The 13069-nt window shown below is 61.2% G+C and carries 10 protein-coding genes and 1 pseudogene; 5 read left to right on the forward strand and 6 right to left on the reverse strand.

Annotated elements, in window-relative coordinates; translation table 11 throughout:
* Positions 1–559: 559 nt before the first annotated feature.
* The 3 genes from LPA41_RS37630 to LPA41_RS43465 all read right to left on the reverse strand — a co-directional run bounded on the left by LPA41_RS37630 (position 560) and on the right by LPA41_RS43465 (position 5967).
* A complete protein-coding gene (locus LPA41_RS37630; protein ID WP_229076064.1) occupies positions 560–1552 on the reverse strand; it encodes a hypothetical protein in 993 nt (330 codons plus the stop codon).
* A gap of 128 nt (positions 1553–1680) precedes the next feature.
* Positions 1681–4089: a sensor histidine kinase gene (locus LPA41_RS37635; RefSeq protein WP_229076065.1), complete on the reverse strand. Its 2409-nt coding sequence runs from the start codon at positions 4087–4089 to the stop codon at positions 1681–1683.
* A gap of 39 nt (positions 4090–4128) precedes the next feature.
* On the reverse strand, positions 4129–5967 hold the full coding sequence (locus LPA41_RS43465) for an Eco57I restriction-modification methylase domain-containing protein (protein WP_374238268.1): 1839 nt from the start codon (positions 5965–5967) through the stop codon (positions 4129–4131).
* A gap of 397 nt (positions 5968–6364) precedes the next feature.
* On the opposite strand from LPA41_RS43465, the gene LPA41_RS37640 reads away from it, so the two are divergent.
* Together LPA41_RS37640 and LPA41_RS37645 are read left to right on the forward strand one after the other, a co-directional pair.
* A protein-coding gene (locus tag LPA41_RS37640) for an IS3 family transposase (protein ID WP_229076066.1) occupies positions 6365–7599 on the forward strand; the annotation gives its coding sequence in 2 pieces (ribosomal slippage) (positions 6365–6644 and positions 6644–7599; 1236 coding nt in all).
* Positions 7600–8598: 999 nt separating this feature from the next.
* Entirely contained in the window at positions 8599–8976 is a 378-nt protein-coding gene (locus tag LPA41_RS37645; RefSeq protein WP_229076067.1) for a RusA family crossover junction endodeoxyribonuclease, read from the forward strand.
* A gap of 252 nt (positions 8977–9228) precedes the next feature.
* Here the strand turns inward: LPA41_RS37645 and LPA41_RS37650 are convergent, their stop codons facing one another.
* Positions 9229–9474 carry a GntR family transcriptional regulator gene (locus tag LPA41_RS37650; protein WP_229076068.1) on the reverse strand — a complete coding sequence of 82 codons (246 nt, stop codon included), beginning with the start codon at positions 9472–9474 and terminating at the stop codon, positions 9229–9231.
* A gap of 119 nt (positions 9475–9593) precedes the next feature.
* Between LPA41_RS37650 and LPA41_RS37655 the strand changes: the two genes are divergently transcribed.
* From LPA41_RS37655 to LPA41_RS37665, 3 genes are all read left to right on the forward strand, one after another.
* The gene (locus LPA41_RS37655) at positions 9594–9824 is read left to right on the forward strand and encodes a hypothetical protein (protein ID WP_229076069.1); all 231 of its coding nucleotides are present in this window, start codon (positions 9594–9596) and stop codon (positions 9822–9824) included.
* Between the two features lie 338 nt (positions 9825–10162).
* A complete protein-coding gene (locus tag LPA41_RS37660) occupies positions 10163–10357 on the forward strand; it encodes a hypothetical protein (protein WP_229076070.1) in 195 nt (64 codons plus the stop codon).
* Positions 10357–11079: a hypothetical protein gene (locus LPA41_RS37665; protein ID WP_229076071.1), complete on the forward strand. Its 723-nt coding sequence runs from the start codon at positions 10357–10359 to the stop codon at positions 11077–11079. The genes LPA41_RS37660 and LPA41_RS37665 overlap by 1 nt, the downstream gene beginning before the upstream one ends.
* Before the next feature lie 123 nt (positions 11080–11202).
* Here the strand turns inward: LPA41_RS37665 and LPA41_RS37670 are convergent.
* A pseudogene (locus LPA41_RS37670) lies at positions 11203–12344 on the reverse strand (IS701 family transposase).
* A 350-nt stretch (positions 12345–12694) separates the two neighbouring features.
* Positions 12695–12961, reverse strand: coding sequence for a hypothetical protein (locus LPA41_RS37675; protein WP_229076072.1), 267 nt, complete (start codon positions 12959–12961; stop codon positions 12695–12697).
* Positions 12962–13069: the final 108 nt, after the last annotated feature.

Here is a 13069-nt window from a genome sequence, read left to right on the forward strand (position 1 = left end):
TCCCCACCATCTAGCCCCGAGGCTCGGAGCTGCTCCCAGATTCTCTTCAGCTCAGGCAAAGCTAGGCGATTTTCCAGATATTCCGCGATAAGTACATCCAGAGTGCAATGCGCCTTGATGCCAAGATCATTCGCTACGGACCGAGCGGCATTCTCGTCGATCAAGACCACTGATGTCGTCTGTTGAGCGTAGACGAGAGTTTCCGACTCTCCAAGATCCGTATCCCCACTTCTCGGATTTCTCGATGCAGCTCGGACCAGGTTACGCATCTTTTCTACCTCCTCACGGTCCGCAATACGCTGCGCGTCGCCCAGTGCGGCACGATTCGGGCCGTGCCACTTCTGCGCGGCCGAAGCCAGCTCAACGCTATCGCGATCGCGACTGCGACGTGTTCGATCAGCATGATTTGCGACCTCGGACATGACGGCTTCGGTCCAACGCATGCGCCGAAAGTAGCGGTCTCGTACTAACCTGACGCCCTTTGGTATGTGTCCGAAACAAAGTAGCGGACCCGTATCGAATGCCACCAGCGTCGGAGAACTTGCTCCGGGTTCAGCAGTCATCGAATTCCACCTCGGTCCGAACGAAGTCGGTCCCCCCGCGCAACCATTTTCCTCAGCGATGGATCATCTTGCATTTCCTCGAAGGACGTCCAAGGCTCCTGAGCGAACGAAGGCCAAAAGTCTGGAGCCAATCTTACGCATTCGCTTGCGTCGGTGACATCTACTGGAGCGTAATCGCTATCGATCACCACTACAGGGTTGTTATGCGCGAGTGTGGTGACCCGACCCCCATGAACAATTGTCATTTGTTCTGCCAAGGCTTCCGCTTCGGGGAGATCTGCGGGAGCATCCAGAAGCAGCAAGTCCACAATTGAGTCAAGGCCAGCGCGCCACCACCGCGAGGCTACGAGCTCCGACAGCTCTCCTTCGTATAGACACTCCCGAATCATCGCCGATAGAGGTGACTCAGACACAACGATTGACCGAAAATCAGCCACCGTCAGCCGGAGGAGATTTGCCGCCCATTCGTCAGCAAGCAGGAAAGATGGAAACGGCAGAATTCGATGGGCGAACCACCTCAACCACGCCGTACCTGCCGTATACGCGGCGACGGTATTCTCCGGCGGGTGGCACACTTGCACGTCTGCGAGGGCCGCCTCGCCCCACTTAGTGTCGGGCAGCTTCAGCCACTTGCTACCCTCGTTCCAATGCATGGGGTCTGCTACTAATGCCTGCAGACCACTGACCGCCCGGGCAACGCTGTGTAAGCGATCGGCAACGCTCGGGTCGCCCTTCATGAACACCCAGTCGATACTGTTCTGGGCCGCAACTACGGGTTGCCGTACCTCTCGGGGCAGCATGCCTGCTAAGTCGTCCAGCGCTCCAGTTCGCAAGACAATGGCCGCATGATGGTCTACTCGTCGGAGATGGCCGGCCACCACCGCCGCTATTGCAAGTCCGTCCTGTGGCCAGAACAAACATTGGTCAGGATGCGGCAGGATAGACCAGTCATAGTGATGATCGATCGCTATTACGTCGGCCTGCGTCATGTCGACTTTCGTGACCGTACTAGGTGACCTAACCTTTACGGCCAAATTTGACAGACGTAGTCCGGCCGCTACGAGCTCCTCTTTATTTACCTCGTCGTCAATTATGAGGACGCGGGGGGTCTCAACGCTCACTGACCTATCCTCCGGCCGGGTACTCGAACTTCAACAGCTGAGTCATACTCTGGAGATGGGGCTACGAATCGCGCGCTACCGTTGTACTCGGATACAAGTCTGCGCACAATAGGCAGGCCCATACCCATTCCTTGACCTAGCACTATGTCCACTTCCGTCGTAGTGGACTCGAAGGGCCGGAACCAGCGCTCGCTGTTCTTCAGATCGACCCGACTCCCAGTATTCTCTACTCTCAGCACCAGTCCGCCGTCGAGATCTGACGACGCATGCACCAGGATGCGACCCTTCTCGCTTGAGGCTTTAACGGCGTTAGTGAGGATATTCGTTAGGATAATCGTGATCTCAGCGGGAAACATTGGCGGCGTTCGGGCGTTTTGGTCTACGTCTCTAATCACCTCAATACGTCTTGCCGCCAAAGTGGAGGTCAAGAGACGGAGGCTTGGCTCAACGATCTGCGGGTAAGGGATTCGTCGTCGTCGGCGTCTGGCGTCGGGCCCGACCACCTCAACTAGGTAACTGCTTTGCCGCGAAAGAGATTGCACAAGCTCTTCTGTGGCATTCTCTAAATCGCGAAGCAACTTCTTTTGCTGAGTCGGCTTCTCCTCGTGCTGTGCAGCCTGGGCGAGTATGCGGATGGATTGCGCAAGGCCGAGGATGCCGTTGATATCATGAACAAATGCCGCGAGCTGCAGGCCAACGCCAGCCAGGATCTGGAGTGTGGCGCGTCCTTCATCGCCGCGTTGCGCCTCTTCGATGTAATCAATGGCGCGTTCGATAATCTCTAATCGGGGGGACGCTCCAGATTCGACACCTAGTTGTTCCCTCAGATTTTTGATCTCTCGTCGTGTAACTGAAATTGGTAACGACAAATTGTCTATAGCCGCGGTAGGCGTTTCAGAATCCGCATCTGTCGGCCGCGATGCGGCGATCTCACCGCGGTCCTTCTCTTGGCCTCCAGCTGTCTCTGCCGGTTGGGCCGGTGCAGGCGCTTCATCCGAAGTGATTCCACTTCTCAGCATCTGGAGTTTACGAACGTTTTCAGAGCGTGTGTATGAAGCCCGTACACGTGTCAGCAGATCAACACCGTTACGGACTAGCTCCCGTAATACCTCGAAGGCGGCATCTTGCACAAACCCTTCGCGGTTGACTACGGGGCGTAATGATGATGCGCCAGCCGTAGTCATAAATACGGCGCCTACATACTGGTCATTGCCTTGAGTAAAAAATGTCTCTTTCTCGACAGGACCTAGCAGGCGTGTTGAGTCATCGTCGAGCTCGATCTCGAACTCGCGTTGTCTCCTAGCATAGTCGCGGTCAAGGTTCAGCCAGTCATCGCCGAGATCGCCATATGGAAGGACCCTAAATCCCTCGACATATACGCGAACCCCTCGCGAAGTGCGCGCGAAGCGCTTGAGGGAGGAGGTCCTTGTACCTATCCCTCGTACTGGGCCGACGCGAGCATAGATCCGCGCGCTAAAGAATGGGCCGTTATTGGGATCAGGATGATCGCGACGCAGCTGGTAATTTTGATCAACGTTGACATCTTTTGCTTGGCTTCGAGAGGGTTGGATGTTGAACAAAACACCCTCTGGGCTAGCGACAATTTCAACAAGCCAGTCGGTCTGCTCTAGTAGCTGCGGCCAGAGATCCTCGCCCGCATCGAGATCGCCTTCAAACTTGATTGTAAAACCTGGATCGTCCGGCCGGCGAGAGGACACAACCATGTCGCCGAGTAGCGCTTGTGACGCAAACAAGGAAGGAGGTGGCGTGCTAGTCAGCTCAGATGGGGGGATGCATGACGATATTTGCGAAACGAATGTTGTAAGGGCGCGTGAAGTCCATTGCTGGCGCAGCCCGTCCAAAATTAGTTGCGTTCCCCATGCCTGTTCCGGCCCGACGGGAAAGATGTCAACGCGAAGGCCCTGTCGCGCATCCTCTAGCGTTTCGTAGTCATCCTCAACGCTTTGCCAGTCGATGGTGGCGTCGACACCGCGGAGGTCTGATTTTTCATGCCCCAGCTCGCGAGGTACCGAGTGAATGTTGAGTCGGCGGGCAAGCTTGTGGGCGCTGAGTCGGCCGACACCTTTAGCGCCTGTGTATGAACGCCCATAAACGGGGCTAAGCTTGCTGCCTTTTTCCTTATATCGTCCTGCAATACGAAGGAAAGCCCCCCTGAAAATTTCAGGTGTCATACCGATTCCATCATCACGTACGATGATTGCGCCGGTTGGGCTGCGCAGGTCCTCTCCGCGAACCACTACTTCAGTAGCGTCAGCGTCATACGCGTTTTTGATTAACTCCATCAAGGCAGTGCTGTCACGGCCGACTAGGAGTTCGCCCAGTTCCCGAAACAGATGAGTATCGACCGAAAAGCCGAACGACTCTTGGATGTCGTTCACCGCCACGAGCGCTCCCTTCGTGTTGTGCCGAGCGTAGCGTTGCGGCTACGCCGGGTCTAGGGCGGAGGCCAACGAGGCAGGGATGCGCAGGCTAGCTAGGTCGCGAGGTTCGATCTTCAGTGTCCCGCTTCCGTGTTGCCTGGACGACTCGATCAGCGCATCCTGGCCCGACGCTCCTCGAATCCATGCAGCAAGAGCCTCTAGCGGCTCAGAGGAGGGCAGCTTCCTTCTGAGTTTGATCCCATAGAAGGTATTGGTAGGTATGGCTCCAACATCGTTATTGAGAAGCCGAAACTTGCCCTTACCCATTGGCCCAAATAGGAGATCCGGCACGGGAATTCTTTCGAGGGCGTACCATGGCCTTCTTGCTGCACACAAGTGGGCCATATGCACCAGCGATTTCTCCCCTTCACTTAGAATCTTAGCAATGACCGGATTCTTCGCGTCCGCCTCGCTGATCCAAAGAAGCCAGCGTCGGAAACCCTGCCTCCCCATGAGGTCGTGAGCGTCTTCGTCAAGCCTGTCTGAGACAACATTTCGAAGGCGTGTTGCCGCTCTAACATATGTTTCAGGGGGCATGCCTTGTACTTGCTCATCAGTTAATAAGAAGAAGTTGTTGCAACCGGTAGCCACGCCTCGGCGAATTTGAGCGACGGAAGCTAGTGGAACGGAAGGCTCCTCCGATAAAAGCGTGGGCTTACGTGCGCTGGCGAAGTAGAAGTTCGCTGGTGTTGGGCCTTTTCGTTCAACCTCCTGATGGTTGATTGTCGAGAATCCCGACTCAAGGTCACCCGCCAGGCGGCGGATCACAAGTGGCGAACTTAGTCGTCGCTCAGGACCTACCCAAATCACCATTGCTGCGACCGATGCGATGGGAAATAGGTCTAGCTCGTGGGGAAAGATGTGAAGTTCAACCGAACGCCTTACGCTTCTCCACAGGTGCTCGCGTAGGTTACTGGCGTACCCCGCTTCGAGCCAGTTGGATGGAAGGAGTAGGCACAGGCTATCCTTCGGCTGGAGCTTAGCTAATGACGCGGCCAGAAAGTATGTGGATAGTCCTGCACGTCCGCCGGGAGCTAAATCTCCGGAAGCATACTTGGCGAAGTTCTTGACTTCCGCAGAAAGTCCCTGGTGTCTCGTGTAGGGCGGATTCCCCCAGATCAGTCGAGGCCCTGCTGTCTGTGACCAAGTGCTGTCGAGCCATTGAAGGAAGTCCGAGTGGTGTAGCGTGAGATTGCGAGAGAGGCCTTTTGCAATTGTGGGCGTGGCGGCAAGTAGGCCTAAGGTAACCACGTTCACATCGACGGCGTGTACCTCAGATTTCGGCCATGTTTCTAACGCGGCTCTAGTGAACGCTCCCACTCCAGCGCCAGGATCTGCGATTGTTCGCGGAGCGTGCGGGATGCGATCTCGGACTAGGTCCTTCATGTATGCCGAGATAGCTGTGGGGGTAAAGAAGGTTCCTAATGGGCGACGCCTTGGAGCGGAGACTAGGCGTTCATACACCTGCGCTAGTGGATCGCTGTCGCGCGCAAGAGCGGCCTGAAGATTCCTTAGCAGATCCTGAGTTAGCAATGGTCCGCGGCCTACCCAGCTTGCCACCGACTCCGGCAACAGCTCGAAGGTATTCTGTCCGTGGGGAAGAATGAGTGATCGAGCAACTCCACCGAGCGCCGCAAGGAGCCCGCGCTCTCGATCAGTAGGTCCAGGGACTTCACTCTCCGGCATTGCATTTTGATAGTTAGCGCGACACCAGGAGGCAAGCTTGCGAACTAGCTGCTCGTCTTCTGACGGATCGCCCTGATGCCGCGGGGCAAGCTGGCGGTTAGGGGTGACTGCGCGAACGCCCGACGGCAAGCTGCTGTCGTTGATCACACTCGTCATGCGATCTTGAGGTCTGCAACTTCGGCAGCGCCTGGGGTACCTATGGTCACCATGCGGCTAAGTTTGCCAGACGCACGGGGCTCGATGCGGCGGGTGGCACTATAGCGCATCGACTCGCTGTGCCGCCGCAGCTAGTGCTTTGGCCACAGGCCGTCGGCCCGAGCGGGGCCAGGCTGCGGATGGTGGTGTGGCGTCGTCAGTGTTCGCCTTCGCCGCGGACTCAGGCTCGTTCGCAACGTTGGACGTTAAGGACTTTTGGATGGCGGGCATTGCCGGTTGCGGCGTGAGTTCCGCTTCGGGTGGTGCCGGCGCAGTTGGCACATCAACGCCTGCATCTCTGACGGGTGTTCCGCCCCGGGTTTGATGGAGACATCGAAACCTGGGAGAAGATTCAACGATGGCGGCACCGAAGAAGTACCCCGATGATCTGCGTGAGCGTGCGACCCGGTTGGCGATCGAGGCCCGTCGGGACCCGGCGTCCGCGGTCGGTGCGATCCGGCGGATCGCCGACCAGTGCGGGGTTCATCCGGAGGCGTTGCGCGGCTGGGTGAAGAAGGCCGAAACCGATGCCGGCGACCGGCCGGGCACCACCAGCAGCGACGCCGAACGCCTCGCCGCCCTCGAGCGAGAGAATCGTGAGCTGCGGCGGGCGAACCAGATCTTGAAGTCCGCGGCGAGTTTCTTCGCGGCGGAGCTGGACCGTCCGTCGCGATGAAGGTCGCCTTCGTCGACTCCCACCAGGAACAACACGGTGTCCAGCCGATCCTGCGGGCCTTGGAAGGCACGCCCGCAGCGATCGCACCGTCGACCTACTACGCCGCCAAGACCCGCCCCACCAGCGCCCGATCACGACGTGACGAGAAGCTGACCGCGCTGATCAAGCAGATCCACGCGGAGAACTACGGCGTCTACGGCGCCCGCAAGATCTGGCACGAACTGCTGCGCCGCGGTGTCCGGGTGGCCCGGTGCACCGTCGAGCGGCTGATGCGCGCCGCCGGGCTGCGCGGGTTGCTGCGGGACAAGTCACCGCGCACCACCCGGCCCGCGGCTGAGACCGACCGGCCTCGTGACCTGGTGGAACGTGACTTCACCGCGCAGGCCCCGAATCAGCTGTGGGTCGCGGACCTGACCTACGTGCGCACCAGCGTGGGCTGGGTGTACGCCGCGTTCGTCCTGGACGTGTACTCCCGCATGATCGTCGGCTGGCAAGTATCCACCAGCCTCTACACCGACCTCGCGCTCGACGCGTTGAAGATGGCGATCTGGCGCCGCGAGAATCAAGGCGCTGACCTGCAAGGACTCGTGCACCACTCGGACAGGGGAGTCCAATATCGAGCGATCCGCTACAGCCAGCGCCTCGCCGAGGCCGGCGCGGTCGCCTCGGTCGGGTCGAAGGGCGACTCGTTCGACAACGCCATGGCCGAGGCGTTCAACTCCCTGTTCAAGGCCGAACTCGTCCGCAACAAGGGCCCGTGGCGCGGCCTCGACGACCTGGAGATGGCCACCGTCGAGTACATCGACTGGTACAACAACCGCAGGCTGCACGGCGAACTCGGACACGTCCCACCCGCCGAACACGAGGCCCTACACGCGACGACCCAACCGGTCACCGCGTCCCTGAAAACCAGCTAACCAACTCTCCATCAAACCCGGCGCTTGACAGGGTCCTGATGAGCGTAGCTGTTCAGGCGCGGTGACCGGGTCTGGACCCCAAGCCTTCCCCCGCATGACGGCGCAGCTGAGTATGCACGCTCTGCCGGGACACCACGACCTCGACGACCGGACCATCGGCCAAGACCGTCAGCACGGCCTGATGTGCCGTTCCACGTCGACATTGCCACCGGTCCCAGCTCCGCGACCGCCTGCTGCCGCAACGGCCGTGATCAAGAAACCGACGGTGATCATGTCAAGCAGTAGCTGGAACGTGAGCGTCAAGCAGCAGCCGTGACGAGACAACGGGTTGTTCGGCTAGCGTTGCCGAATTTTGCTGTACTAGATCAAGGCGCCGCGCAAGCGCGGCGCGGCCGGCCGCGCTCGGCCTGCTGGCGGCCTGCGGCCGGCATCAGCCGGCGCACCGGCCAGATCTCCTGTCAGGCAGACGGTTCGGCTTCAAGCGTGAGGTTGCTGCCGGCCCGCTTGGGCTCCCAGCCCGCGGCGATAGCCTGTCGCACGCTCCACACCACCAGCCGAGGCGTTACCGGCTTAGCTCGCATGCCGGGACCCCTGCCCAGCCCGTACCAGCTGTCGAGCCTCACGGACTTCGTTACGACAGACAGCGTGCCACCCGGCGACTCAGCCACTTCGACCGCGAAGGTCAACAGTCGCCACCCGGCAGCCTGAGCCTTTGTCGGCTTGCGCCTCACCGTCCAGCGGTACACGACGCCGTCCACCGCAATGAGGCGACTGCCCTTCCGAGGTAATGCCATCGCTGCACCTCCGCTCGATGTCCAGGCCAGGTTAGGCGGTGGTCCAAGCCGCGACGATCGCTTTTGTGGCTGGGCGCCGCATCGCTTCCGGCGATCGCTGCCGCGCCGCTTCGCGGCTTGCCGCCGACTGACGTGGTCACTCAGGGCGGGCCCGGCACGGATCGGCACTTCTATCCGCACGCGGTAACGGCCATCATGAGTCGCCATGAGATTCGAAACGCTCGTGGTCCTCAACGTGGTCGGCCGTCCGGCGAGCTACTCGACAGCAAGTACAACGCCGTGGAAAACCGCAGTCCGCGACGCAGTTGGGAAGACCGGCCTGGGTCCGTGGGAGGCAGCACGCTTCTCGGTCGTCATCGAGTTCCGTACACCAAAGGCTCGCAACGCAAACGACGTCTGGGATCTCGACAACCTGATCAAGCCGACCTTAGATGCCATGGAGGGAGTCTTCGGACGTCGCCCGTGGCGCGGACCGCCCCAAACCGCCGATGACCGTGTCGATCACCTTGAGGCAAGCAAACGGCCCGTTCGCACCGACGAAGCGCCTGGCGCTCGCATTGAGGTCCGGCGCGTGAGCCAGTAGGGAAGTGCACCTTCTCCTCAGCAGTCCAGAGGAGGTGCAAAGGAGTAGCTGCCCAGCTCCGGCTGGCCATGGATATCCGCAGGTGAGCTGCCTACGACATCCTTCGGGGCTCACTCATTCCTAAACCGTGTGTCGTAGGTTCGATTCCTACCGGGGGCACCAGATTTGACCAGGGGAAACCCCTGGTCAGCTCCCCTTGCACGGCGCGGGTACACCGCCCGATACAACCCGCGCAGGTGTAATCACCGCTGCTCAGGCGCGGTCTGCCACGTACGTGCCTTTACCGCGCACCGTGACCACGAGGCCTTCCTCGCGCAGAAGGCGCAGGCTGTGGCGCACCGTGTCGCGGGCGATGCCGTACTGCTGCTGCAAGGTCGTCTCGCTCGGCACCGGCCGGTTAGGTGGCAGCGCTCCGCTCCGAATCTGCCCACGGAGAATCTCGGCCAGCTGCTCATACAGCGGAACCGGGCCGTCGGGGTCCAGGGTGGGCGTCGTCACTAGATCGACGCTAATTGCTCTTGGTTGCAGGGCTACCTCGTCCGACAGGTGCCGACAGGTACGTACTTGATCAGACAAGCAGGCGTAGCCTGGCATAACTCGAACCAAGGAGGTGCCAAGTGGCCTTCGACGCCGGTAATCCGCCTGCCGAGCCGCCACCGGAAACCGACCCGACAATCTGGTTCATCGCCCGGCGAGTGGTCTTGGACCATGCACCCGACGCAGACCGGCGCTGTCAGCTCTGCAAGGTCCCCAACCCGTGCAACGCGCGGAGCATCGCCCAGTACACGCTGTACCTGGCCGTTGCTGGCCGATGGCAGGTCTGGAAGGCGAATGAGGTGCACGGATAAACCCTCCGCCCCGCGAGCGACCCCCGGGCGCACCACTCGGCCGGGGGTCGTCTGCCGTAGCGGCGCAGATCTATCCTCGTAAGGCGTGATTGCGTCCACGTGGGAGAGCCGGGATCTGCCGGTCCTAGAAGCCGTCGTCGAGCTGTGCGACGACAGCCAAGAGGAAAGAGCCATGCTGGACGACATCGTTGAGCGGACCGGACTCGACGAAGTCTCCGTGGGCAAGGCCCTTAAGGCATTGACACGCGAGCAGCCGCCACTCTTTTGGCGGTGTCATCGACATTGACGATGGCAGCGTCCTCGGCGTCGTTGGCCCCACAGGGCACGCCCGTCGCACGGTGGGCTCGTGGCCCACACCCGAGCTTCTGGCGAGTCGGCTGGTCTCCGCTCTCGACCGCGCGGCCGAGGAAGAGCAAGACGAGGAGACGAAAGGCTGGCTGCGCAAGACGGCGAATTGGTTCGGCGGCGCAGGCCGCGACGTAGCCGTCGATGTGGCCGCTGCGGTCATCAACCGGCAGATGGGCGGTGCGTAGTGCACCCAGAGACCTGGGGTGGTTCGGAGTGGCAGGCAGTCGCTGCGTTCATCGCAATCTTCGTTGCTGGACCGATCGCGTTTTGGCAAGCCCACGAAGCTCGGAAGGTTCGCCTTGATCAATCCCGCCCCTACGTCATCGTTGACTTTGAGTTCCGCGATTTCCTGGTGTACCTGAAGATCCAGAACATCGGGAAGACGATGGCCCGCGATGTACGCATCAAATTCGATCAACCACTGACTTCTACGCTTGCCAACCCTGGCTTCACAAAGTCCCGCCTGCTCCGTGAGCCGATCCCGATGCTTGCGCCCGGACGTTCCGTCAGTCTTCTGTTTGACTCATTTCCGGACCGTTATGAGCGGCGGAAGAAGTTTCCGATGGATCACACTGTGACCATCGAGTACGACGATGACAGAGGCACGCCCTACACCGATCCGCCGTATCCGCTCGACCTTGACGCATACGTGGGCGCATCATCCGATCCAAAGGGCTTGGCCGAGCTGGTCCGTGAAGTTGAGAAGATTCGCCACGAGATGAAGTCGTGGACCGACGAGGGTCGGGGGCTGCTGGTCAAAGGCGTCGATAGGAAGGCGGCGCGGGAAGCCGAAGCGCGGAGTTACTGGCGCGCGGAGGACCGAGAAACCCTGCGCGAACAGGGTCTCTCGGCCATGCTGCGAGGCCGAGCTAGGCGATACGCCCGTAGACGCGGCTGGGCTGCCTAATACTCCAGCCGCACTTTCAGGTCCGGAGTCTGCGCAGGTAGTGGCTGGTTCGCGCCCGGTATTGATGGCGGCGCCGCCAGTATGACCAATGCCAGATATGGTCTTGCTGGCGGATGGCCGTGATCAGGTGTGCCAGCAGACGTCGGACCTCACCGAGGGTGAGCGGGATGAGCTTGTCTCGTTGGAGTTCGGGCCCCCTTTTGAAGCGGCGGCGGTGACCGCCAGGAACGCGTGGGCCCACATTGCGAGGGTGATGTGCCGGTACCAGGCGTCATAGCGGCGGACCTGGTAGTCGTCGAGGCCCACTTCGTTTTTGGCGGTCTGGAAGCACTCCTCGATCGCCCAGCGGGTGCCTGCTACCCGGATGAGCTGCTCGTCGGTGGTGTCGATGGGGCCGTAACACAGGTAGTAGGCCAGTTCGGTGGGGTCGGTGATGCTGCGGCGGATCAGCAACCACCGTGCGAAGCCGTGTTCGGCGGTGCCGGTGTCGGGCAGGGTGGCGACTGCCCAGTCGTAGAGCCGGGGCCTTTGACTCCGTCGCCGCAACTGCGACGTTTCCAGGCCGGGTCCGGTGCCTGGGCGGCAAGGACATCGGCGCGTGAGCTTCCGGCAGTGGTAGGAATCTTCTGGTTGCAGGCGACGGCGAGAACGTAGCCGACGTGGCGGTGTTGCAGGGCGGCGCGGAACTTGCCGTCCTTGCCGTATGCCTCATCCGCGGTGACCCATCGTGCCGGAATGCCGGCGTCCAAGGCCCGGACCAGCATGGCTAGGCCCTGGGCGGGCTTGGTCAGGAACTTCACCTTCTCGTCGATGCCGGCCTCGGCACGTCGGGCCAGATCGTCGTTCCAGCGTTGGGGCAGGTAGAGCTGCTCCCGGTCGATCAGGGCTCGTCCTTTGCTGCTGGCGTAGGCGAGGAACACGCCGAGCTGGCAGTTCTCGATTCGCCCGGCCGTGCCGGAGTACTGCCGTTGGACCCCGGCGGACTTGACGCCCTTCTTCAGGAAACCGGTCTCGTCGACGATCAACACGCCGTCGTCGTCGCCGAGGTGTTCAGTGACGTAGTCGCGCAGGTCGTCGCGGACGGCGTCGGCATCCCAATCGGCGCGGTTGAGCAGGCGCTGCATGCCATCGGGCGTGATGTCACCGGCTGCTTCGGCGATCGTCCAGCCGTTTTTGCCGGCCAGAGGCGACAACAGGCCGAGCAGGTAACCCCGTGCCCGACGGCGTGGCTCGACGCGTCCGAACCTCCTTACGATGCGGGCCATCACATCGTCCAGACCCGCCAACCAGCCCGACACAAGATCCACTGACACAAGTCGCGGAGTCTACATAGTACGATCGGTGTCGTGGCGGCGCCGCCATCAATACCGGGCGCGAACCAGCCACTACCTGCGCAGACTCCGGACCTGGAAGTGCGGCTGGAGTACTAAGAGCCACTGTCATCCTCCGAGTCCGTAAACCGGCGGTTCGGGTTCGGTGCTGCGTTCGCGTTGAGCCGCTGTCCGCGCTCCGGCACCGGGGATGCTGGGGTCAAGCTCGCTGGCATAGCTGCTGACCCGTGGGACGGCAGGAGCGTCAAGCTCGCTCCGGTGCGGGTCGGTAGGCCGGACGCTCATCAGACCACCGCCGAGTAACGGCCCTGCTGGCCCGCCGTACCTGCGATGACGTTCTGCACGGTGTGCTGCGTGCCACCCCGCAGGAACACCTTGAGGTCGTGGACGCCGCCGTAGTCGTGGACGACCAGTGCCGGTAGCACCGAGCCGGCGGTCGGATCCGGGATGCCCCCAAGACGGAAGTTGCCGGTTGGAGTGCCGCGCTGCGCCAGGACGTTCGCCTGTGCCGCGTCGAAGCAGTACAGGACCATCTGACCGAGAGTTGCCATGGGTCTGCCTTTCTCTGTCCGCCCTCTGTGGACGGCCCGCCCTCTGTAGGCGGTTGAGCCAGGCTATGGAGGAAAAGCGCTGCTCAGGCGATCGTTCTGGGGCGCACC

The sequence above is a fragment of the Actinoplanes sp. DH11 genome (genome assembly GCF_020873875.1).
GTDB lineage: Bacteria > Actinomycetota > Actinomycetes > Mycobacteriales > Micromonosporaceae > Actinoplanes.